Here is a 24439-nt window from a genome sequence, read left to right on the forward strand (position 1 = left end):
TAGGGTTGGATGATGGGGAGGATACAATACAAAATGTCCTTGCAGTGCAGTTGATCGGAGGGGGAGGAGGGCAAGGACGGAAAGTATCAAAGGCGGATACGGCCAACATTCTTGCATGTTTACTGGTGGATGCAGTCGAGGGGAAAAGGATGATATGGTCATTGGGAGGATCTTTAACCGTTCTCAATGGCGGATAGGTGGATGAAGATGAGGAACGAGAACGCTTTATGGCACCAGAGTAGATTACCTTCTCATCTGGTTATTAAGCTTGACATTCATACACGAGAGTGGTTATGTGGCAAGGGTTTTTAGGTGTCTCGTGTGTATGTTTCTGCGGAGGGAGAACGTGGTGACACGTTGTGGGGGGTAAGCCTGAAGGTATGTATAATACCTATCAGGCTTTTGTGTTTCTCCCTTTTCGCACATTGGAGAGCAATTTTAACCACTACTTGCTCTCCAAAAGTTTTTTTAAATCTCAGCGCCAGCGCTATCTTCAATTTTGCGCGGCATGTACAATCAAAGGCTCAATCGTCTGTTGGGTAGTAGAAGTCCAGGCACCATTACACGTAATCAGATTGAGATAAACTCCACTCATATCCCTGAAAATACGCTCCAGCGGAACGCTATTGGGCAGATAGGTATGCAAGGAAACAACGTAAAAATGCTGTTCACTGCCATCCGGGTTGACTATCAGGATCAAGTCGCCACTATGAAGGTCTCCCAAACGGCTAAAGATAGCGGCCGAACTATCCGGACGGCTCACGTACCCATCAATGGCAGCGCTGCCTCTCTGCCCGGGCCAGGGACCATTTTGATACCAGCCCACACCATCCAATGCATGCAATAATGGCACGTCCATATCGCCATCCTCCTGCGTGCTGACCGTCTCGATCGGCGCATCTATACCAAGCACCGGAATCTGCAAGCGCGATCCTGTATCCAGATGAGTGGTGCGCAGAGCAGGATCAATCGTCGGTGTGGCCGTCAGGGTTAAGGCTTGTTCGGTCACATGTTTTGGGGCCGCCGACGATATAATGAAGCGACTCGATGATGGATCAAAATTCGTGGAGATCTGATCAGCGGTATTATGAACGCCTGGATGTATCACAGGATGCTCCGCAACCGGAGTAAAACTCACGTTTGCATGGAGGAGATAATTCCTGAAAAGAGCAGTACCAGTTATATTTTTCCCTGCCCAGCCAATCATTGTGCCGCCAATCATGAGCAATACAACCAGCGCAAATACCAAACGTTGTCCGGCGGATTGCATAGTAGGAAAGCGCAGTGACTTAAAACATCGCATGGGGTCGTCCTTCTTGTCAGGCGACTAATTTGGTATAGACGACCAGGCGTTGCGAGGTCTGATTTTCAGACGGCACCCAGACGCCAGCACAGGTCACCAGATTAAGAAAAGTGCCATTTTTTTGGCCAAATATTTCTGCGACAGGAGCAGTTTTCGGTGCGTAATTGGCGACTTTCAGCACCTTGAAGTGCAATGTATGCTTCGTCTTATCCTGAACTGACACAATATCACCGGGATGCAATTTACGTAAGTCCCAGAACACTGCTGGCGCGCCCCCCGTACGATCAAGATGACCATCAATGACAGCACTACCGATCTGGCCTGGCTTTGGTCCATTACGATACCAGGCCACCCCCGTCCATTGATTGTGGGTTGGAACATCCATTAAACCTTCAGATGTCTTTCCGACAGTTTCAATCGGAGCATTGACCTTAATCGCAGGAATAAGCAGGCGAGCGCCTGAAGACACATCGAGTCCTTTAGGGACGTTTGGCGTTATGTGTATCCTGGGAGCCTGTTGCACAGATCGCTGCGTTGAATGTTGCATGGAAAGGTTCTCGCTCCATACCCAACCACCAACACCAATACTCAGCAGTACAAACAGAATAGCAGCAATGATCCAATAGCGCTGTTTTATATGCATCGTATACACCCTTTCCATGAGTCTCAATGAAATAAATACTGTAGCCAGATTCTCAAAGAGTCTCGTATCAAACAAAGAAGAACTCGTCATCATCCTGGTCTACCAGAATGATGACGAATTAAAAACTTAATGGTAATCTTCCTTAGTAGACGTTTTAAACGTTACTTGATGGAAGCAAAAGGATCACCACCAGTCAAAGGCAGGCCAGGCATCGCGCCAGAGCCACTTCCATGGCTACTGCTGCTACTGCTGCTGCTACTACTATGGTTGTTGTCGTTGTTGTTGTCATTGTTGTTGTCGTTGTTGTTGTGCTGCTGATGATGATGTGCTTTCTTTACATAGACTGTATACGACGCCGTATTATTATCTGTGTAAATTTCGTTCGGCACACTCACCGTCGCTGTCGATGTCAATGATGGCACAGCATCATGGGTCAAGGTACCAGTGATCGTGATGACTGGCAGAGTTCCACCAGCTAAGAGAGGATCAAAGCCCTCATATTGAGCATCGATAACGGTTGGACTATCGTGATCGCTTGTAGAAACATGCCAGTTCTCACCATGGACATGAATATCATCCAAACCAACAGGGATAACATCCTCAAGTGAGATGGTCGTTGGATCATACACTGGATCAGCAGTTGAAAGGTTCGCCACTGCGACAAAGAAGGTAACCTTGTCACCTACATGATAAGTATCACCGTGGACAGCACTATTAATGACTTGCAGATCAGGCACACAGACGCCTGCAACGGCTGTTCCAACAGGTGTCAGCGCCGTCGCCGTTACCGTTGGAGTAACGCCATCATCCATACCTGGTGTACCAATAGGTGTAGCAACACTGGCCACACATGGGAGTCCAGAAGTTGCAGTTCCTGTACCACCATTATAATAAGTAGGCAGCACTGTGATTGTATCAAAGTTTGTATTCAACGCAGGCGTTGGATCATCCGCTGAATCAATCGTGGCTGTATTGGTAAACGATGGAACAGCATCAAGTGTGAGATTACCTGTGAGAGTGATAGGAGGCAAGCTTGTACCAGCCTCAACAGGATATGTTCCATTGTAGGTCAATGTCACTGTAACCGGGCTTGTAGTGCCAGTCTGAACCACACTCCAGTTCAAACCCGATGCTGTAACATTGGTCAACCCGATCGGAACAGTGTCTACAAGAGTAATCGGCTGACTCTCTGAAGCTGAACCTGGGACATTACTTGACGACAAGATGTAAGTAATTGGCTGACCAATCTGGTAAACGTTTGAGTTGCCTAAATGAGTTTTCGTCAGGTACAGTTGTGGCGCAGTACCAGGAGTAGAAGTCGCTGTTACTGTCGCTGTCGCTGTCGCTGTCGCTGTATCTGTGGCCGTCGCGGTTGCTGTATCCGTCACCGTGGCAGTACCCACTGCGTTTACAGTGAAAGTGAAGACAGAGGTGTCGTTATTGGCATTTGTATCGCCAGGAACAGCAATACTAGCAGTGCTGGTATACGATGTTCCCGCAGACACATCAACCACTCCGGTGACTGTTACTGCCGGCAAGGCAGTGCCAGCGGCAATAGGATATGCCCCAATGTACGAAGCGGTAATTAAGGATGGACTTGAGACTGCCGATGAGTTCACAGTCCAGGTTGTACCACCATCAACGGTCACACCTGTAAGGCCAAGTGGCAGTAAATCGGTGATATCGATTGATGTGCCAGTCGTAATCGGATCGGAGGCTCCCGTCGTCGATACAACAATACTGTATGTCACGGTATCACCAACCGAATACGTTGTATTTGGAGCAGTAATACTCACAGCAGCATCAATGTTCGCTACTGCCGGAGTGATCACAGCTTGCAGTGTCGCTGTATTATCAGCAGGGTTTGCATCAGCTACATCTGTAACTGTTGCGGTCACGGTCGACAAATTGACTGCTGTGTTATCAGGAGTCGTCGTCACAACGATATCAGGCAATGTCGTTGCTGGCGCAATCGGCAATGTGCCGACGTACGTAGCAGTCACGACCTGACCTGTCACAACAAACGTCCAACCACCAACAGGATTAGAAGCCGCTGAAATGGTCCCAAAGCCTGCGGGCAAAGTAACCGTGGCTGTTGGCGCATCAGCTTCACTGGTGGCTGTGGCAGCACTTACAATCGAGGCTGTAAATGTCCCAGGAGTACCAATGGTAAACGAGGCCGGAGCCTGAGCAAGACTGATGCTCAAATCGTCCGCAAAATTCTTTCTTACTCCCTGAGGCTTGGTTGCTCCAACATGCTGGTTGACTTTCCCAGCCTGCTGAGGTGCTTTCCCAATCTGAGGGTGCACTTTCCCGATCTTCAACTGCGCTTTTCCAGGCAGCGAATTCATTGTCGAGATTTTGCCGTGCGCGTCTCGAACCGATATTCCAGTTCCAACATGCGAATGTGTTACCGACCCACCGGCACTTGAATTCGCAGTTGAATGGATAATACCATTTCCATGAGAATAACCAGTGGCTTTAACGCTAGCCATAAAGCCAGCAAACACTGAAAGCTGACTACCGACGAGTAGAAAGCAAAGAAGGAATGCTCGAATATACGAGGATGGTTGTGCTAGAATACCCCTAACACGTTTAGTTTGATGCATCACTAAAAAACCCTTCTTCCACTATATTGATTTCCAAAGAAAGTGATGACTGGCACGATTTCTGCTTTATGCAATTACACTACCTATATATCTGTAAAGCAGATATGCATCATGCCAGGTTCAAATCAAGTATACAGACAACCACCAAAGATTCTTTTTTTAAGACGAATAACATGAAAACATGCATATAAATATGTCACTTTGATCAGGGTACTCTCGTTCGCCCATCTACACAGAGGCGATATTTCATTTGCCCACGCCCCTTGACATCAAGCAGGCCAGGTGCTATATTTGCAGAGGCAGAAAAATGAGAATGATTATCATTATTAGCATAACCTGGTGTGAGGAAAGTGAATATCATGCATGACAAGCTGAATAGAAATGCCAGGGCAGTACTCGATACGGTACGTGCAGCTCACAATCATCCGACAGCCTCGGAGATATATGACATGGTGAAGCAAGTACAGCCGCAGATTGGTCTGGCTAGTGTGTATCGCATTTTACATAGTCTGGTTGAACAGAATTATATTAAAGAGCTCAGGCATGGAGATGATTCGTGTCGTTACGATGGGCATGTGTCTCGCCATGATCACGCGATCTGCACAGAATGCGGGAAGCTGCTCGATATACCCATCAATATTCCACTCACACAGGAGATGCTGGAGACGGCAGCCAGAGCTACAGGTATCGAATTGAGTTCTCACGAACTGCGTTTATACGGACTCTGCCCTGAGTGTAAAGAACAACAAATCCAACCAAGCGTTGTCAATACTCAGGCCAGTATGCAACATTCACTGCGTTCCTCATAGAGAGATGATTACCAGGCGCGCCTGACTAGCGACACAAGGAGACTGTGGCATGGCCCAGGATACAAATAATGTGGATCGACCGGAAATTAAAATAGAGCAAGCAGAGAAAGTAACTGTGCGTGAAGAAGTGACAGCGATCATCAGTGCGCTACGCAATAATGATGATACGTCACATGACTTCTTGCTCCGCGTGGTACAACCAGGACTGGCTGGACTGATGGATGGCTCTGTCTCGACGCTGGCTCCCATTTTCGCGACGGCCTTTGTGACGCATGCGGCCTGGCCTGCTTTTCTGGTTGGGATGGCATCGGCCACGGGCGCAGGGATTAGCATGGCCTTCTCAGAAGGGCTGTCAGACGATGGGACACTGACCGGTCGTGGTAGTCCTATCGTACGTGGAACTATCACAGGTCTCATGACCTTTCTGGGCGGTTCGTTACATACACTGCCGTTCCTGGCACCAGACATCCATATCGCCCTCATATTGGCTTATGTGGTGGTGGCAGTAGAACTTGTTCTGATCGCCGCGATCCGCCATCGCTACTTCAAAACGCAATGGCTCAAATCCATGATCCAGGTAGTCGGCAGCGGCATTCTGGTATTCATTGCGGCCATGATCTTTGGTAATGCTTAAGCACTCACGATCGTAATTGCCTACTTCTGCTAACCTTTGGTAATATCTGATCGCCATCTGGAACACAAATATGATAGCATATGTATAGGGATGTATTTAGCATCCCTATTTTTATTATTCATTTCTCTTCCGCACACAGAACCATTTCGAAACCATTTATAGGGCAAGTTACGTGTTACACTTACATGAGCAGATTGTCATGCCAGCCTTATCGATCAAAGGAGAGCTCTATGGCACAAGGATTTATGAGAGCACGCGTCTCTCTCATCCCCTCCATAATTGGAGCAGTAGCCGGTGGGATTGCCACTATTCCCATGACGCTTTTTATGCTGATAGCTCATAAAGCACTTCCAGGTTGGCAACAAGATGCACTTCCACCAGAGAAAATTACGCACGAGATAGCCGAACGAGCAGATATACATCTGCAAAAGCAGCAGTTACTGGGCGCCAGTCTCGTATCTCATCTTGGCTATGGAGCCAGTATGGGATCACTCTACATGACCTTCGCCAGCAAACTGAAAATCCCATCTCTGCTCAAGGGAAGCCTGTTTGGCATGATTGTCTGGGGAGGCAGCTATCTGGGATGGCTTCCAGTGGCGCGCTTCACGGCTTCAGGTCCAAATGAAACGCCACAACGCAATACGTTGATGATTATCGCTCATCTCATCTGGGGAAGTGTCACTGCGATGATAGCGGCGCAGCTTAGTCATGCGTACTCAGCATCGGCATAAAACGTAGCACTTAACATGTATGTACTGGAAGATAACAATCCAGTCAACCTCTTTTGTCTCGATGGCCTGAGCATCAAAGGAGGAGCGTAGCATCTCGCAGCCTGAAAAGCCAGCAATAATCAAGAAAGAGTGCAAGCAGTTATGACTTTAGACGTGGCAAACAACGCGTTATATCTGACGATCCAATTGCCATACCTCATCGTCATCATCGTCATCATTGTGGTTTTATCGTTACTGAAACGCAAATAAGACGAGATGGGGAGGCAGATCGCTCATCCCGCGTAGCAAAACACAGGCGTCATAAGGACGCTCAGAGTAAAAGATATCCATGTCATCATCAGTGTTGAGGGACAATACATTTATGCTGATGATGAGGTGGTTTTTTTGTGGGTGTTTTCCAGGGCGATGAGCGATACAAGAATTATTTGCTCTGCCAAAACGATATACTATCAGAGGGAAACCAAAAATTGCGTCGCATGCTGGCGTGCGATGTTCCAGTTTCTCGTACGTGACAGCCACGCTGGGGTGCCTGATCGTACGTCGAGTGGGACATCGCACGCCAGCGTGCGACGCAACGGTGTCCTTGCTGCGCTCGACACAGGCTGTGTTGACCATAAGAGAGTGAACCACATACAATACACAGTGATAAGCAACGAATAACATCTGGCCCATCTCTGTGATGGTCCGTGTTTTATAAAAGGAGGATCGATGCGAATTCGGAAAGCAGTATTACCCGTAGCGGGCTTAGGTACACGTGTCCTACCCGCAACCAAAGTTGTCCCCAAAGAACTTTTACCAATTGTTGACAAACCAACCCTACAATATGTGGTAGAAGAAGCGGTGGCCGCAGGCATTGAAGAGATTATTTTTGTGACAAGCCGCAGTAAACGAGCCATCGAAGATCACTTTGATACATTTCCAGAGTTGGAGCTGACACTGGAACAGAAAGGAAAGCACAAGGAACTGGAAGCAGTCCGTGCGATCCAGAAGTTAGCTACTTTCGTCAGTGTACGTCAGGCAGAGCCATTAGGGCTGGGACATGCGATCCTGTGCGCCAGAGATGCTGTGGGCGATGAGCCATTCGTCGTACTGCTCGGCGATGAGATTTATGAGCCTGAGACGCCGTGCCTGACTAAATTAATCGAGATCTATGAAACCTATCAGACATCTGTTCTCTCCCTCTTCTCGACCCCTCAGGAACTCATTCCATCATATGGCATTGCCTCGGTCAAAGAGAAAGAGCCCTATATTTATCAGGTTCAGGATCTTGTCGAGAAGCCCTCGATCGAAGACGCTCCCTCAGATCTGGCAGTAGCCGGTCGCTATGTGATCACACCCGACATTTTCTCGATTCTTGAGCGTACCGCGCCCGGCCGTGGAGGCGAGATCCAGCTGACCGATGCCCTCCTCGAACAGGCGAAAAACGGTCGTTGCCATGGATTGCACTATACTGGTAATCGTTATGACATGGGCACACCGTTGGGACTCTTGACCACCTCAATTGCCTGGGCCTTACGTAATCCGAATATCGCGCCGGCTTTGCGTGACTATATGCAGCAGGTATTACAAAAATAATCAGCGCTGTATCGGATATCAAAGAGAGCCTGGGGGTCCTATACGTTTATCTATAGCAACTCCCAGGCTCTCTTTAGCATTTATTTACGAGAGTACTACACTGTCAATGATCATCGCGCCGATGCGGTATCGGTGATGTGCGTCCACCCCATCTCCGGAAGGCGATGGGGTGTGACGCCCACCGACGTAGCGGCGCGGCTCCGCCGTGCTGTCTGTGACTCGTACGACCACGCTCCCCATGAGGTTCCATTGCGTGATCTTCCCGCGGCAGGTGGGACGTGTTCATGCGTCCAGTGACAGCACGGCGGAGCCGCGCCGCTACGTCGGCTGGCCTGAGCGCCTGTGCAAGGGGCCATCCTTCTTTGCCTGGCAACGTCCTTCTGTATCTTGACAGAGCAGTACATTGGCTTATTGAAAAAATTCCAGTGTGGAACGTACAAGTACTTCAACGGCCACTGGCAAAGCATCCTCGTCCACGTTAAAGCGAGGATGATGGTGCGGATAGCGAGCATCCTTGTCGGGATTATTAGCTCCGACAATAAAGTAGCATCCAGGCACCGCATTGAGAAAATATGCCATATCGTCCGCGCCCGTGGTCAAGATCTGCTCCGCGCCAGTATCGACTCTCTCAAGACCCACCGAGGCCACAGCCGCACGCTGGACAACTTCAGTCATCGCGGGATCGTTGACACATGGTGGACAACTATCATAGATATTGACCTTGCATGAGCCTCCCAGAGCCACAGCGACGCCGTTAGCAACCTCTTCGATACGTCGCACCAGGTATGCGCGATGCTCAGCCGAAAAGGAGCGAATCGTCCCACTCAGTTCCGCCTGCTCAGGGATGATATTCATGGCGGTTCCGGCATGAATCATAGCGATCGTGACGACCGCAGGACTGAAGGGTGAGGTTTCACGGCTGATCAGAGCCTGTAAGGCGGTGATGACGTGTGCAGAGATAAGAATCGGATCGACCGTGGTCTGAGGCATGCCTCCATGGCCGCCCTTGCCATAGATAGTTATATCCAGCTTGTCGGCGGCGGCAAAGACGCCTCCAGCACGCACGCCGACACGTCCCACTGGATAATTGCTGATCAAATGCAAGCCAATGATATTATCAACATCCTGCATCACGCCTGCCGCCACCATCGGCTCAGCACCGCCAACCGTCTCTTCCGCCGGTTGGAATACAAACTTGACGTTCCCTTTGAGCTCTGACTTCTTCCGACTCAAAATATCCGCAACCGTGAGGGCGATCGACGTATGGCCATCGTGGCCGCAGGCATGCATCTTGCCATCCACCTGCGAACGATACTCAATATCATTTAGCTCATAAATGGGGAGAGCATCCATGTCGGCACGGATCGCCAACGTTTTCGCCGCTGGTCCAGCCGCCTCACCGCACAAAAGACCCGTCACGCCTGTCTTAGCAATACCAGTCTGGACCTCAAAGCCGAGCGCTTTTAAACGCTGCGCCACAATACCAGCAGTGCGAACCTCTTCAAATGCGGTCTCTGGATGCTCGTGCAGATCGCGGCGCATCGCAATGAGATCGGGAACACGCTCATCAATCTCTACTTTAAGGGCATCAAATTCAGACACAGACATACAAACCTTCTTTCTGCTGCACGTATTACTCTGTCAACGGTTATAGCACCGTAGTCCGACCGGCCAGGATAACCCGTTGCATCTGGCATCAAGGCCAGCCAACGTAGCGGCGCGGCTCCGCCGTGCTGTCTGTGACTCGTACGACCACGCTCCCCATGAGGTTCCATTGCGTGATCTTCCCGCGGCACGTGGGACGTTGTCGTGCGTCGAGTGACAGCACGGCGGAGCCGCGCCGCTACGTCGGTGGGCGTCTCACCCCATTGGGATGTGAGTCTCCAATGCCGCATCGGTAACGGTAACTGTTGGCGGAGCAGGATGAAAAGTATACTTGAACGAAACATAAGCTCGCTTGTATTTGTCACTATCATCGTACCATAAAGAAAAGATGAAGGGTGAAGCAAAAAGAAGTTGGAGCAAGCAAGAAGGTAACAAGTGAGGAAAGAATGAGAAGGTCATTCAAGGAAACGGGGCTGCGGATGGGTATCAAAGATATCCTGGCGCGAACACCGTCTCCTCTGACAGAAGATTTTCAATTCCGATCATTCCATATAATATAGACATATATGTATATAGGAACTAACGTGGGGTGAAGGTTTTCCCGTCATTGACAAAGAGGAAATCCTGGTTACCAACATGGACAATCAAATTGAGCTTACCCTGTTGGTTTACCACGCTCCCTGTAACGGGGGTGAGGTCCTGGCCTGGGGCAGTGAGGGTTGGGCCATTGAAGATACGCGTTTTCGAGGCATCACCACCGGGGAGTTCGAAAACTTCGATGCGTCCGTGCAGATTGATGAAAAGAAAATGTGTCGGATGAGCGGCGCTGTCGTTATGACCAACCACTGCGTCCATCTGATAAGTGCGCGGATTACCATATGTCATATCTTGCTGAAAGCCCTGCCACCATGAGACCAATGAAGTTAAACCTACTAAAAGCACAACTGCGACAATCACACCAATGATCACATTCGGAATAAACCGCTTGCGAGCATTTTTTCTCGGTCGATTGGCAGCATAGCGTACATCTACCGTTTTAGATGGTCTCACAGCACTGGTAGCAGCACCGCTGGTTTGTCGAGACGGGTAAACGCTCTGAGTTCTGGTGGTAGTTGTTCTACCAACAGTTCCCGTGGCAGTGGCGTTCCCACTCGAACGACGACGTTGTATAGAAGATGTGCTCTGATATGCATTCTGATACTGTAGTATCAGTGGATCATCTATTGTCTCGTATGGCTTATAACGACGGGCGCTACTGGGCATGCGAGTTTGATAGAAGTCATCACGATCCTCAACATCGTAATAGGCAGGCTGCTGGCGGGTATAAGTTGTTCCCATTACGATTCCTCCTTCTAGATAGATTTTTTAGAACATTTATTCTTGTTCTTAGTATAACAGAATAGATAAGCTCGTCAAGTGGTGGGATGTAACTCTGCTGAGAATTCAGTAGAGCAGATATATGTGGTAGATAAACATATATTGACCCAAATGAGGACTATCCTGCCTGCGTAAGCAGGTCTCTATAATAACGCATATTGATAAAATATGCAAATATATCTCCAGAAGTCAAAAACTAATAGTAATGGGTAGGTGCTCCGGAAACAGTCCGCAATGGATGAGGTCGCAGAATACAGGAAAGTGTTCTAAAAGAAGAGGAGAGAGATGTTCCTTAATGGATCCACTATCTTTATTATCCTCGCAAAGCCGTTTTCCCTACTAGAAGAGAAGCAAGAAACATCTCTGTATCCAGTGTAGCATGACATAAAATCGAATAAGCTAAATTCATACGTCATGGCAAAAAACGGGCCAGAGCCATAAAAATGGTCCATGCAGGTGGGCGCTGCACCGCATGGACCATGGATCAACCATTAAAACAATGGTTATCTCTCTCTATCGAACATTCTTAGGCCAGGATAAAGGATACTCCCGGACCTGGATAAAAGTGGAATGTTGTCACGTCCGCATAGTCAGGACCCCAATTCTGACTACTGGCGATCACGGAACCATCCCCCAACACGCTCTCAACCACGCCCACATGGCCTAATCCCCCGGCCCCCTGGACAAACGGTTGAAGATCCATAATCGCTCCCACCGTCGGCTGAGATGAAATGTTCCAATGAAATTCTGCTGCGCGTGCCCCCCATTCCCAGGCATCCGAATTGATCGTCCAGGGAACAAACACGCCGTGCAATTGAAAGTAGCGCTGACTCGCATACCAGGTACATTGCCCGTAAGGAAATGGATTACTCGCGCCACGAATAAAGGCGAGCGTGTTACTCACAGGATTTGATACAGGTTGTGTTTTACTCACGCTCCCATGTTGCAAGATACAAATATGCTGACCTATGAAGATCAGATTGGGATTAGCGAGATGATTGTAATCACTCAAGCCCTGCCACGTTGTCCCGTGATTAGCCGCAATCGAGCCTAAGGTGTCACCGGCGTTCACAACGTAAGTCAGATCACCACTCGCGCATGGAGTTTGAGCCATAGCCCCCAGAAGACTAGGTCCAAGCCAGATCAAGGCTAAGATTGTCATAACGACAACATGACCAGCAATGATGCTCGCAAAACGGTGTTGTTGAAAGTATTTCCAGATAGACTGGCGTTTCTGCGTTATAGTAGAAATCAAGTGAACTACTCCTCCAATACTCATAACACGACAGACACTTTTGCCTGCTACTTAATAAATGGATGTCACTGGAGATATTAGTGTATGAATAGCCAATTCATCAGAAATAACCTGACACATAGGACAAAAGGGATACAGGCGGTTAAGATTGTAAGAATGAGGTTAAAAAATGCCCAAAAAAAGAGGCCAGGCAAATTGCCTGACCTGCATTCTCTTCCTCACATCTCATAGAGGACTAGCTGATCGTGATAAAATAAACGCCCGGTGCGGCAGTAAATGTCGCGTACGAAACTACGCCAACACCACCACCCCAGTTCATCTGGCTCACCTGGACACGTCCATTGCCCAGCAGCTTCTCAACCACGGCCACATGACCAACACCAAAGGCGCCCTCGACACCCGGACTCAACATCATGATCGAGCCCGTCTGCGGCTGGCTGGAAACTTTCCAACGATACTGCAAGGCTCGTTCGCGCCATTGATTGGCGTTCGAATTAGTTATCCAGGGAACATAAACACCGGTCAACTGGTGATAACGTTGATCGGCCCACCATGTGCATTGACCATACGGAAAATTATTGTATGTCCCTTTGATCCCAGTAGAACGACTGGGGGCGACAGGCGTCTTCTTCCCACTTACAGGTTTTTTCTCGACAGTGGCGCCTTTACCAGGTATGCAGATATGCTGATCTACAAAAATAAGATTGGAATTTGCAATTTTGTTATAGGAGACAAGCGCCTGCGCAGTCGTCTGATGACTCGTCGCAATGCGAGAAAGGGTATCCCCGGCATGCACAACGTATGTCGTATCGCTTCCCATACAAGAAGCGGCGAAAACGTTACTCGCATTCGTGAAAAAACCGTTGCCAAGAAGCATTAGTGCAAGTGCAGTAAGCACAACTAATTGTCCCGCGACAATGCTAACAATTCGATGTTGACCCGCAAGCTGCCAGATGCTGTTTCTTTTCGGCATAAACAATGAACCTCCATTCAATTACACACAATCCACAACTCATAACCAATCCCACCACATCGCCTCATCTCCAACGGATCACAAAGCAACGTATTGATCGGCTCAACCCAATCTTAACTCGTACATTCATGAAACTCCATGAAACACAATGAAACATAGCAATAAAGGGCTATACAAATTGAATCAATAGTGTCCTTGACTGCAAAAATAGTTCAACAAATTACATAAAAATATCGATTTATGACAAATAATTATTTATCGAGCACATCAGGTAACACACAACTCATCCAGACGAGCAGGCTCACCCAAAGGCGATCCTGAGAAGTGATCCGGGCGGAACGCTCTCCACTCCCCAAAAAAGCCTCCGAAAAGGGTTGACGAGATATCCTTAACATGCTATATTATCTCCACACGCCAAGATAGCTCAGTCGGTAGAGCATAGCACTGAAAATGCTAGTGTCGTCGGTTCGATTCCGTCTCTTGGCACCTTCTCATTTTTGGAGTCTAAATGAGCCTATGTGACGCAAGGCAAGAAGCGCGTTCACATAGGCTCATTTATTTATATTGACCCTGGCACTGTAGCAACCATGTAGCAACGGGGAAAAATGTACCCAAAAGGCACTCCTCCATAAACCATGTATGCATCATTTCAAAGATGTATATAACGATCACAATTTTATTTCATGTTTGAAAGATTCAATGTAGCAACTAGCCACTGCTTGGGAAAACGCTTTTCTGCGAAATTCTCAGATCTGTCGAGAAGTCCAAACGCAGGCAAAGAGCATAGAAAAACGCCGAGGAGGAAGCGAGAATTGCGAAAACGCACCTCTTTATCGAGAGACGCGTATGTTGTAGGAGATAAGAAAAGGGGTCAGGTAACCTCCTTATAATAAAATATCGTAATATAAATTACGACATATATTAAATATACTATAATATGCTCAAGGTTAAATTTAGTGTTAATTGTTTTGTGTATAAGTTAAAAGAGAGAATGAGTAGCCTTATGAGCTTCCTAACCAATCCACAACATATTGGACCCGACGCTGAAACAACATTACCCGGTCCACTATCCTCCCAAGCCTGGAAGCAAGAGCAGGAAGTAATCGGTCCTGGTCTTCAGTCAGTAGTCCAATGGTCTCAACTAGCATTCCGCACTGGCAGCGGCTCATTTATCACGGATGTTGATAACAATGTTTATGTGGACCTTATGGGGGCAAGTGGAGTTAATAGCATTGGTCACTCTCATCCAAAATTTATTGAAGCATTATCAAAGCAGCTCTCGTCTCTAGTTACCAGCAGTTTCGTATCCCAAGCTCGCCTTGACATGCTGGAAACCTTAAAAAAAATTCTCCCTTTAAGTTTAGATCGAATACAATTGTATTCCAGTGGTACGGAAGCAGTCGAAGCGGCTCTTCGTTTAGCTAAGTCATACACCCAAAAATTCGAGTTCTTAGGATTTTGGAATGCATTCCATGGGAAGACAATGGGAAGTTTAGCTCTTACAGACGGAGCAAGGCAAGGGCTGGGTCCATCCGTACCAGGTTTTTATACCGTTCCTTTTGCATATTGTTACCGTTGCCCATTTCGACTAAAATTTCCCTCTTGTGGTTTTGCCTGTGTTGAGCACGTGCGTGAGACTATTCGGCATCAGACAGCAGGAGCATTGGCAGGGATCGTCGTAGAACCGATCCAAGGACGGGCTGGAAATATTCTTCCTCCACCCGGATATCTTCAAGCAATCTCTTCCGTCGCTCGAGAATTCGACGCACTACTGATTGCAGATGAGAGCATAACAGGCTTTGGGCGAACTGGAGAAATGTTTGCCTCTCAGCAAGATGGCATTATCCCAGATATAATGATCGTTGGTAAGGGAATGGGTTCAGGATTCCCTGTTACAGGAATTATTTCGAAGTCCAATATAATGAAAGCTGCTCCTTACTCTGATCCCAGCGCTAGCTCCTCTAGCTTTGGAGGTTTTCCCATGGCATGTTGTGCTGTTGCTACTACAACACAAGTAATTATCGAAGAGAACTTGGCACAACGGTCAAAGAAGCTCGGCATTGAACTCCTTAAAATGCTGAAGACTACAGAGCGAGAAGTGCAAATCGTAGGAGAAGTGAGAGGCAAAGGTTTAATGATCGGAATAGAGTTGGTCGAGAATAAAAAAAGCAAGCGTCCTATTTCCAAAGATGCGCTGCGGCAAGTGTACTTAGCCTTGTTAAAACGAGGCTTATTGGTGATGGTAGGTGGTAACAGTATTCGGCTCTATCCTCCTCTGTCTATTGAACCTGAAGTAGCCAAACACTCTATCGATATCATTGATAATGTTCTTCGCATGCAGAGCCAAAGTCTTGGTCAGAACTAACTTCTTCTAGTAGAATTGACCTTCAGGTTTATGAGTCCATTACGCTACGTATTGGTAGCCAGATTCCTTCCTGGGCATTCGATTGATATGCCTGTTTAATCACATCTGTAACCATACTTGCTTCACGTAATGGAAGAGGCCTAACTTTCGGCTCTTTTAAATGTCGCTCAAAATCATGAAATAAGTCATGAAACCATACTGAGTGAAAACTATCCTCGAACGCTGAAGGTAACTTGTAATATCTCGCCGGCTTATTAAATTCGGTCAATATTATCACGTCGTCTTCAACTTGAAGTTCCCCGTGGGTTCCGTGAAATAAAAGTGACGACCTTCTAGTAGAAGCAACCCAGGTCAAACTTGCGTGCACAATGGCTTCTCCGAAATCTAGAGAAAAGAAAGCAGTATCTTCCACAAGTTCCTTCTCATGCCGCAAGTTACTTATATGTGCCGATACCCGTTTAGGTGAGCCCCTGAAAAAATGTTGAGCCATATAAATCATGTGGTACCCATGATCAACTATTATACCTCCTCCTGCAATATTACGATTTTTGCGCCAATCAGGTTCCCACTCTGTTACGCCTGTAGCGCAACCCACTCGGAATATCTGAAAGGAACCAAGTAATGGTGTGCCGATACAACCTGTATGTATAAGTTGAGCAGCAAATCTTAGTGATGGTGCAAACGTATAATTATGGCAGGGGTACAAAATTAGTTGGCGCACTAAAGCCAACTGCACCAACGCATCCAGATCATCATTTTGTAATACCAGTGGCTTTTCACACAGAACATGCTTATCTGCAAGAAGTGCTTGCTTAATCTCAACAGCATGAAATACAGGGGGAGAACAAATATCTACAATGTCGATATCCTGTGAAGAATCTTGGAGCAAATCATCTAGCTGTTCATATACTTTAACATTTGGAATGAGGGCAAGAGCGGCATTTCTTCTAGAGGGATGTGGATCAACTACAGCAGCAACTTGAATGTCCGACCGATCACTATAAGTTGGCAAGTGACCATAAGTAGCAACGCCACCAAATCCAACCAGACATACCTTTAGCTCGTGTAATTTATTACTATTAATAATCTTCTTATGCATTTCTACCTTTCTGGAAATTCTTCAACCAACATCGTGAGACAAACTCATGGGGCACTCTGTTAACGGCGTAAGCTAATTGACAAGTGCCCCACGAGTAAAGTTTTTCATGCGTGATATTCAATTTTGCTCGAACTACGACCCTACATCGACCAGAACTAAATAATATGAATTTACGAGAGCAGGTCAACTCTTGTTGCCTACAATCATAGCGACAGGTTCAGAAGTTCGTGGTAATGCAAAGCTCTGCACATCAGAGAATCCTGCCTTAAGCAACCAATCTTTATAAGTAGAAAATGGATAGATTCCCCCTGCCCGAGTCCGCAAGAAAAGGTCTAAGGCATACAATGCTACTTCAAGCGCTTCTTGACCAGATTCGTGAGGTAAGACATCGATTATAGCTATCTGCCCTAAACTGCGCAATGCATTATAGGCTTTGCTTAATAGACGCTGATTATCTTGGGGACCCATAAGATGAGATACATTGCCAAGGATAACCAAATCGAAACATTCAGTTCCCCAATCCAGCTCAAGCATATTACCATAAAGATATGTAAAGCTCTTCTGTAGATTGTAGCGCTCAACTATTTCCTGTGTCGACGTCAACACATCAGCCCAATCAAGTGCCGTTACTGGGCTATTTGGAGCGTTTATTGCCATGGCAATGCTCCAAACAGCAGAACCTGTACCCACATCCAAGATATCAAACACTTGCTTTGTTTGTTCCAAGCATAACTTTTCTGCTACTGCCATGGCAGATTCCAAACTTACCTCAAAAAGAGCCGCCATCCCTTTGCGGTACTTCTCAGCACCTACAGATCTTGTGTCCATTGATAAAACTGGCTCTCCAGTGCGCATCACATTTAAAATTTGGCCCCAATACCACCACATTTGTTTAAAATTATTATAAGGTAATTGTATCTGTCCGCCGTACATCATATCTAAGAGCGAAGACATAATTACTTTATCACCCTGCTTATGAAGCAATCCCAAAGCGCTCAAAGCATCTAGTAATAATGAGGTTTTCTGTTCAGTAATATTACACTGCTCACTAATTTCCCCAACTGTAGATCGCCCACTGGTGATACATTCGTACAAATTCAGTTCCTCAAACGCCAATAACAAGCTAACACTGGCCATAGAAATTTGGATAGCCTTCTCGAACTTAGAGGTTTCGTTTGCAGTTGGTTGATTATAATCCATAGCTCATTTAACCAAATAAATGTTGCTTGAACCAATTCAATGTCAAAATGATAACCCTTTCTTGTTCATGATTTTTACGCAAGCCATGATCACCACCCTCTATGACTTCTAATTGCTTCGGGGCTTCTATCAGTTTTATAGCTCTAATTGATTGTTCAAATGGAACGTCCCTATCTTGATCACCATGAATTATGAGCACAGGGGTCTTAATATTTTTCAGCGAATCATCTAAGCTCATTTGCTGAATGTCATCAATAAAAGGTTTACCTATTCTCGCTGATCCCTCAGTGAGATAGCCTTTTTCAGCTAACTCAGCAAGCTTTTTCTCAGTCAAAAACTCACTAAAAGAGGTTTGCATAAGGTCTGTGGCTGGGAACCACAAAACTAAAGCTTTGTAAATGCTATCATATGCACGAATCGCAACGGCTCCACCGAGGCTCTCTCCGACCAAACCAATTTTCTGATATCCCTGGGCAAGTACAAATTTCAATGCTGCTTGCAAGTCATTTACTTCACCTTGAATTGTGGTATCAACGAAGTCTCCATCACTTTCCCCAGAACCCCTAAAGTCGAATCTAAAACTTGCAATACCTTCTTTAGCCAGCCTTTCTGCCAAAAGAACAAATATATCACTTGGACCTCTTTTGTTACCACCTGGTCCACCATGTGCAAATATAATCATCAATTGAGTAGGTTCAAAAGGTGTAGTGAGAACACCTGAAATTTTTTGAGTTTGATTATGAAAGGTAACGGGGGTTACGTTCATCTTGTGATCTCCTTTAAAATATGCAACTTGTCCAGTAATGACCGAAAAATTCAACTGATAACACTGTAGAGTTTTCTCATAAGAAACTCACTTATTCATTCTACAAAAGAGTTCCAAATATATGCAACCCTAAAAATGAAATATTTCATGCCAATCCTAAAATCTATCAAGAAGATCTAAAAATATCTTTTCTCAATAAGTAATTTCCTAGAACAAGGCAGTCTAGTCCTGTTGAGTAAAAACAGTTAATAGCTTCTTCTGGTGTGTTTACAATTGGTTCACCGCGCACGTTAAAAGAAGTATTGAGTATAAGAGGTGCACCGGTCATTTTTTCAAATTCTTTTAGTAAATGCCAAAATAATTCATTATTTTCTTTTTCAATGGTTTGGACACGAGCAGTACCATCAACATGTACAACTGCTGGAATATACTTATGCATTTCTAATTGTGCTAGAAATGCTAATGTCATAAATGGCGATGGTACGCTGCATTCGAAGTACTGATTTACTGCTTCAAGTAGAACTACAGGAGCATATGGTCTAAACATCTCCCGGAACTTAACCTCAGAATTTAACTTATCTTTCATATTTGGATCCCGTGGATCAGCTAAGATACTCCTATTCCCCAGGGCTCGAGGACCGAATTCTGCTCGTCCCTGGAACCATCCTACAAGATTCCCATCACTTAGCAATTTAGCACCAACCTGAGCTATATTGTCATAAAATTCATATTTCAGTTTTCGTACTTTCAATACTTGAGCAATGTACTCATTACTAAATTCGGGACCTAAATATGTATTTGTCATTACATAAGTTGATCGCTTTCGGCTTTGTGAACGATAATATAAGTAAGTGGCACAACCCAAGGCAGTCCCAGCATCACCAGCAGCTGGCTGAACGAATACTTTTTTGAAAGATGTTTGACTCATTATTTTTCCATTTAATAAGCAATTAAGTGCAACGCCACCAGCCATACATAAATTTTCAAGATTTGTTACTTTATGAAGATATTGAGCTAATCGAATACCTACTTCTTCAACTACCAATTGCAAGCTAGCAGCCAAGTCAGCATGTCTTTCCGATAGTTCTGCACCAGGGAGCCTGGATGGACCCATTATTTTCTTGAACTTTTCGGATACACGCTGAGCCGAGTGATCTAGTAATTGTAAATTCGATTCAAAACGCCATTCGTCGGTAGTCTTTAGCATTTCACGAAACAACTCTGCATAAAGTGGTTTTCCATAAGATGCTAGTCCCATCACCTTACCCTCATCACAATCTACTTTAAAACCGAGATAATCAGTGATGGCATTATAAACTAAGCCAATAGATGAAGGAAATTTAATCCGTCCGATCTCGTGTATTCGCGTCTGGTTACCTACGGCCAACAGAGTAGATGTATCTTCCCCATATCCATCAATAGTCAGAATTGCAGCTCTTTCAAATGGAGACACAAAGAAACAACTGGCCGCATGCGCGTCGTGATGAACAATAAAGTGGATCCTTGGTATTTTCGATGTGCTAAAACCACTTAATCTAGAACGTGCTTTTAGAACCTGGGAAAGTATTTGAAGTTCCCCCAAAAAGAACTTGAACCTAGCTTGAGGGCTATAATAAGGGAACTTGAGCGAGAATGTATGATGCAATGTACTTTTCAATAGTAATAATGGATGATAAGCAATACCTATGGCTTCAATATCTGAAAGTACTATTCCTGCTGTATTCAGGCAATATATGATAGCATTATGTGGAAAGGCGCCTGTATGTTTCTCTCGGTTGAATCTTTCTTCCTCAACAGCAGCAACAATAAAACCATCCTTCAGCAAACATGCTGCCGAATCATGTACGGTACAGCTTATCCCTAAAAAGTACTTTGACAAAGATCTATGACTCCTCTATACTATAAGAGCGACAAGCCTTGCGAAACGAATTTAAAAGGCATGAGTTGAAGACCAAGTGAAAGCAGCCTTCTTTGTACATTTTGCCTTCGGTTAGGATCACTGTAGAAGAGTAGGCACCCTCCCCCTCCGGCACCAATAATTTTCCCCCCGATGGCTCCAGATAATAGTGCTTGTTCGAGTATGTAATTAATTTTGTCGGGGCTAACCAACGGGTGTAAAGACTTCTGATAATGCCAGGCTTCCAAAAGGAGTTCTCCAAAATTATGTAGAGCCCCATTTACTAAAATATCCTCTAAAATAAATGATAATTGTCGCAATCTACGAAGAGCTCTAGTTGTCTTTTGATCTCCTTCTTCATATGAAGTCATGATATGTTTGATAATCTCCCCGGAGATTCTGGATTGTCCCGTGTAACACAAAATAAGTCGTTGCTCTAAAACCTGAAGAATTTCCTGAGAAGGTTCTAATTTTCTGCGAGTGACTTTATGTCCATTAAATGTCATCAAGTGAAATCCTCCGAACGCTGCAGCATATTGGTCCTGTCCTCCTTCATAAATTCCAAAATATTCCGTTTCGAGACAACGGGCTGCTTCTGCTACTCTTTCGGTATCAAGTTCTAGTCCCTGGAAGCTTTGCATTGCAGCCATTAATGATACTGTTATTGCTGCTGAAGATCCTAATCCACAGCCAAAAGGAACATTACAATTAGTGCAAACATTTATTCCTCCATCAGGAAACTCTTTTAGAACTGCATACTTAATCAAATCTAATTTGTCATCATTTCGTAGATGTGATATATTATTGAATTCAATGCCAAGCTCATTTGCTTTTAGTCCAATTTTACCATCTTCTCTTGCTTGTACCTGCGCTTCCGCAAAGTACGAAATAGTACAGTTAATTATGGCTCCCCCTTCCAATAAAGAAAAGGGTCGCACATCTGTAGGACCTCCAGTAAAATCTAAACGCACAGGAGCACGGCATATAACTGACATACTGGCCTCATCTTTTCCACAAAAAATTTAGTCACTCAGAATAACATACTATTAATGAGTTGTTGATCGTTTTCTCCGAACCCGATTCAAAACTAATTTTATGCGTGAAGGAATGCTCTCTCCTTTATTAATAATTTCTTGAGCCTTTCTCATATCATTATCCATTCCCAGCCGCTCGAAAATACTTAGAGCATCCTGAGCACAAATTTTCATGTCTGATACTCTGCCTAAATCCGCATTAAGTCTTGCTTTTGAAAGGCGAAGAGTGGCGACTTGCCTTCTATCACCAAAGTCTAATGCTATTATTAATCCTCGTTCATAATAATCTCTAGCCCTTGCATACTTACCCTCATAGTGAGCTATATTGCCCAGATAACCTAGACCATAGGCTATTGCACGTTGCCAATGAATCTCTTCAGAAGTTGATATTACCTTCTCAAACAACGCCCCTGCTTGCAGATAATCCTTATGTTCAAAAGCAACCATTCCACGCGTTAATAGAGTATCAACATAATTATGCATGTCAGCTGCATGCAGAGCAAGTTCCTCAACCCCTTCCAGTAAATGCATTGCACTTTCATTATCATTTTGACGATAGGCACTTAATGCCAACGTTCTTAGGGCTCGCGAAATTTGTGATTCATCTGAAATTTCACGAGCAACTTGTAAAGCTTCATTTAGTAACTTTTCACCATTACCATATTGTCCTTTTAATACAAGAGTTCCTCCAATAACAGTTAGAAAGTGCGCTTTTCTTTTCATATCACCTGTTTCATCACAAGCTAAAACAGCATCTCTCAAATAGCCAATTCTTTCTTCCCAAAAACCTCGAATCAGTAAATATTCCTCTATATTATATGAAAGCTCAATAAGCAAATGCATCTTCTTTTTATTAAAGCACCAATTCATCAAATATGTGATATTACTAATCTCGATGTCTAATTCTTTTAACTTATCTCCTGGAACATCAGTAGATTTTCTTTGTTTCACATAATCTATATAAAACTCTGCGGATCTAACATGCACTTCATCCAAAAAATTTGGTATTTTGTTGGCTTGTGCAGTTGCGAAAACAAGAGTAAGAGGATGAATACTGTAACGTACGTGTTGCTCCTCGATTTCGTTAACTATATCCACTAATGACATTTCTATCAATTGGCTAAATCCTTTCTCTAAATTAGTGGAGGAAAGGTTGCTAGCTTTTTGAATAGCCATATTTAATACAGAGGAGCGAAAGACGGTGAGAGCCATTAAAATTTGTTTCGCCTGTAGGCTAAGGACGTTCCAGGATCTTTCAAATAATTCTTGAAATATATCTCCTCCAGCAGATTGAATGCTAGTAATTACTTGATCCAATGCCAGACCTCGCTGCTTTATTTGACCTATAGCCCATTCCATTGCCAGCGGTACGCCACCAGTAACACTATAAAGTCTTAATAGGACTTCATCCGAAGCATGTTCCAAAAAGGGCAAATCTCGCCTTTGAGCTTCTAGACGGATAAAAGCTATGCCTTCATTTGGTTGCAAGCCCCTTAGCATTATAACTCTTCCTTTATGAATTTGTTGATAACGAGTGGTGATAATTACTCTACTAGGCGATGGTATGTCAAAAAGAAATCTTAGAAGGCTTTCTGCTTCTTGACCTACGGTTTCAAAATTGTCAATCAAAATGAGAGATTTATATTTCCGCAAAAGCCGTTTGATCTCATATTCCTTTTCATTCAACGCTTTTCTAACAATAAAGGGGAAATCAAGAACAACAGCCAAATTATTTAAAAGATCACTAAGACTAATTTTATTATATTTAGCACTTATCCATATAAAAACCTCAAAATTATCATCTGTGGGCGTATGTAATTGATTACGATCAATCGCTTGTTGGCTCATTCCAAAGTACTCATATGCGACATCTAACATGAGAGATGTTTTGCCCACACCAGCATTTCCAATTATAACAATAACCGAATGACCCGAGTTCAGTTCTCTTCTAAGTTGCAATTTCTCTGCTTCCCGACCGATAAAATCCACTTTAGGAGGCAGATTATTGGCGAGAGATAAAAATCTTCGCGCTTTACTTTTTTTTTCAAGTTTTACAACAGTTCTATTGTTTATATGCTCATTCCACCATTCAATAATTCCTTTCTGCCCGACAACAACTAGGTATATTGAAGCAATAATACCGATAATTGAAGCAATAAGAGGGAATATTTCCATATTTTTCCTCTCAAATCCAGCTTAAAAAATTGCCATGGACCATATAATGGGATAGGCAACTCTTTTAGTGCAAATGCTTCCAGAATTGTTCAGGATTTATTATCGTAAATGGTCTTACAATAAGAGCTTCAACTCAAAATGTAATTACGACTAGTTGCTTATGCTATAGAATAAGAGTAAAGATCCTTTGTTTCACGACAGCTAAGTATAGTATAAGTGAATTAACAAGCTAATTCAAGCCTATTAACTGATCAGAATATTATTCATTTTTTCCAGCACGCCAGAGGTGATAAAATACAAGATACGACGCGATCCTGGAGAGAAGCCACGCTCGGTCCATTGATTAATGTAGTTATCACAAAAAATAGCGCAGGAGAATGATTTTTCCT

At 44.8% G+C, this 24439-nt stretch carries 21 protein-coding genes and 1 tRNA gene; 6 read left to right on the top strand and 16 right to left on the bottom strand.

The window, feature by feature from the left end; all coding sequences use genetic code 11:
• Positions 1-493: 493 nt before the first annotated feature.
• The 3 genes from AC27N8_RS22180 to AC27N8_RS22190 all read right to left on the bottom strand — a co-directional run bounded on the left by AC27N8_RS22180 (position 494) and on the right by AC27N8_RS22190 (position 4555).
• Entirely contained in the window at positions 494-1303 is an 810-nt protein-coding gene (locus AC27N8_RS22180; RefSeq protein ID WP_487069578.1) for a class F sortase, read from the bottom strand.
• A 16-nt stretch (positions 1304-1319) separates the two neighbouring features.
• Positions 1320-1946, bottom strand: a complete 627-nt coding sequence (locus AC27N8_RS22185) for a class F sortase (protein WP_487069579.1) — start codon at positions 1944-1946, stop codon at positions 1320-1322.
• A gap of 161 nt (positions 1947-2107) precedes the next feature.
• Positions 2108-4555: a beta strand repeat-containing protein gene (locus AC27N8_RS22190; protein WP_487069580.1), complete on the bottom strand. Its 2448-nt coding sequence runs from the start codon at positions 4553-4555 to the stop codon at positions 2108-2110.
• A 359-nt stretch (positions 4556-4914) separates the two neighbouring features.
• Here AC27N8_RS22190 and AC27N8_RS22195 point away from each other — a divergent pair, with 359 nt between their 5' ends.
• From AC27N8_RS22195 to galU, 4 genes are all read left to right on the top strand, one after another.
• Positions 4915-5364: a Fur family transcriptional regulator gene (locus tag AC27N8_RS22195; protein WP_487069581.1), complete on the top strand. Its 450-nt coding sequence runs from the start codon at positions 4915-4917 to the stop codon at positions 5362-5364.
• 49 nt (positions 5365-5413) lie between these two features.
• On the top strand, positions 5414-5998 hold the full coding sequence (locus tag AC27N8_RS22200; RefSeq protein WP_487069582.1) for a VIT1/CCC1 transporter family protein: 585 nt from the start codon (positions 5414-5416) through the stop codon (positions 5996-5998).
• A 230-nt stretch (positions 5999-6228) separates the two neighbouring features.
• Positions 6229-6729, top strand: coding sequence for a DUF1440 domain-containing protein (locus tag AC27N8_RS22205; protein WP_487069583.1), 501 nt, complete (start codon positions 6229-6231; stop codon positions 6727-6729).
• Positions 6730-7437: 708 nt separating this feature from the next.
• The gene (gene galU / locus AC27N8_RS22210; RefSeq protein WP_487069584.1) at positions 7438-8304 is read left to right on the top strand and encodes a UTP--glucose-1-phosphate uridylyltransferase GalU; all 867 of its coding nucleotides are present in this window, start codon (positions 7438-7440) and stop codon (positions 8302-8304) included.
• Between the two features lie 110 nt (positions 8305-8414).
• Here the strand turns inward: galU and AC27N8_RS22215 are convergent, their stop codons facing one another.
• The 7 genes from AC27N8_RS22215 to AC27N8_RS22245 all read right to left on the bottom strand — a co-directional run bounded on the left by AC27N8_RS22215 (position 8415) and on the right by AC27N8_RS22245 (position 13909).
• Positions 8415-8660 carry a hypothetical protein gene (locus tag AC27N8_RS22215; RefSeq protein ID WP_487069585.1) on the bottom strand — a complete coding sequence of 82 codons (246 nt, stop codon included), beginning with the start codon at positions 8658-8660 and terminating at the stop codon, positions 8415-8417.
• A 52-nt stretch (positions 8661-8712) separates the two neighbouring features.
• The gene (locus AC27N8_RS22220) at positions 8713-9912 is read right to left on the bottom strand and encodes a M20 metallopeptidase family protein (protein ID WP_487069586.1); all 1200 of its coding nucleotides are present in this window, start codon (positions 9910-9912) and stop codon (positions 8713-8715) included.
• The gene (locus AC27N8_RS22225; protein ID WP_487069587.1) at positions 9879-10253 is read right to left on the bottom strand and encodes a hypothetical protein; all 375 of its coding nucleotides are present in this window, start codon (positions 10251-10253) and stop codon (positions 9879-9881) included. Before AC27N8_RS22225 ends, AC27N8_RS22220 begins: the two co-directional genes overlap by 34 nt.
• A 235-nt stretch (positions 10254-10488) precedes the next feature.
• Positions 10489-11247 (bottom strand): hypothetical protein, encoded by a 759-nt coding sequence (locus AC27N8_RS22230; RefSeq protein WP_487069588.1) that lies wholly within the window; start codon positions 11245-11247, stop codon positions 10489-10491.
• Between the two features lie 565 nt (positions 11248-11812).
• Entirely contained in the window at positions 11813-12541 is a 729-nt protein-coding gene (locus AC27N8_RS22235) for a COG3942 and LysM peptidoglycan-binding domain-containing protein (protein WP_487069589.1), read from the bottom strand.
• A 235-nt stretch (positions 12542-12776) separates the two neighbouring features.
• On the bottom strand, positions 12777-13514 hold the full coding sequence (locus AC27N8_RS22240; RefSeq protein ID WP_487069590.1) for a COG3942 and LysM peptidoglycan-binding domain-containing protein: 738 nt from the start codon (positions 13512-13514) through the stop codon (positions 12777-12779).
• A 251-nt stretch (positions 13515-13765) separates the two neighbouring features.
• Positions 13766-13909 (bottom strand): hypothetical protein, encoded by a 144-nt coding sequence (locus AC27N8_RS22245; protein ID WP_487069591.1) that lies wholly within the window; start codon positions 13907-13909, stop codon positions 13766-13768.
• Between the two features lie 18 nt (positions 13910-13927).
• On the opposite strand from AC27N8_RS22245, the gene AC27N8_RS22250 reads away from it, so the two are divergent.
• Together AC27N8_RS22250 and AC27N8_RS22255 are read left to right on the top strand one after the other, a co-directional pair.
• Positions 13928-14000, top strand: a tRNA-Phe gene (locus AC27N8_RS22250).
• 517 nt (positions 14001-14517) lie between these two features.
• The gene (locus tag AC27N8_RS22255) at positions 14518-15879 is read left to right on the top strand and encodes an aspartate aminotransferase family protein (protein WP_487069592.1); all 1362 of its coding nucleotides are present in this window, start codon (positions 14518-14520) and stop codon (positions 15877-15879) included.
• A gap of 28 nt (positions 15880-15907) precedes the next feature.
• Here the strand turns inward: AC27N8_RS22255 and AC27N8_RS22260 are convergent, their stop codons facing one another.
• The 6 genes from AC27N8_RS22260 to AC27N8_RS22285 all read right to left on the bottom strand — a co-directional run bounded on the left by AC27N8_RS22260 (position 15908) and on the right by AC27N8_RS22285 (position 24050).
• Positions 15908-16978, bottom strand: coding sequence for a Gfo/Idh/MocA family protein (locus AC27N8_RS22260; protein WP_487069593.1), 1071 nt, complete (start codon positions 16976-16978; stop codon positions 15908-15910).
• 183 nt (positions 16979-17161) lie between these two features.
• A complete protein-coding gene (locus AC27N8_RS22265; RefSeq protein WP_487069594.1) occupies positions 17162-18178 on the bottom strand; it encodes a class I SAM-dependent methyltransferase in 1017 nt (338 codons plus the stop codon).
• A gap of 7 nt (positions 18179-18185) precedes the next feature.
• Positions 18186-18944: an alpha/beta hydrolase family protein gene (locus AC27N8_RS22270; RefSeq protein ID WP_487069595.1), complete on the bottom strand. Its 759-nt coding sequence runs from the start codon at positions 18942-18944 to the stop codon at positions 18186-18188.
• A 166-nt stretch (positions 18945-19110) separates the two neighbouring features.
• Positions 19111-20823 (bottom strand): carbamoyltransferase family protein, encoded by a 1713-nt coding sequence (locus AC27N8_RS22275; protein ID WP_487069596.1) that lies wholly within the window; start codon positions 20821-20823, stop codon positions 19111-19113.
• A gap of 20 nt (positions 20824-20843) precedes the next feature.
• Positions 20844-21836, bottom strand: coding sequence for a GHMP family kinase ATP-binding protein (locus AC27N8_RS22280; protein WP_487069597.1), 993 nt, complete (start codon positions 21834-21836; stop codon positions 20844-20846).
• Between the two features lie 51 nt (positions 21837-21887).
• Positions 21888-24050 carry an NB-ARC domain-containing protein gene (locus AC27N8_RS22285; RefSeq protein WP_487069598.1) on the bottom strand — a complete coding sequence of 721 codons (2163 nt, stop codon included), beginning with the start codon at positions 24048-24050 and terminating at the stop codon, positions 21888-21890.
• Between the last annotated feature and the right edge of the window lie 389 nt (positions 24051-24439).

It is taken from the genome of Dictyobacter sp. Z7_2 (genome assembly GCF_057551105.1).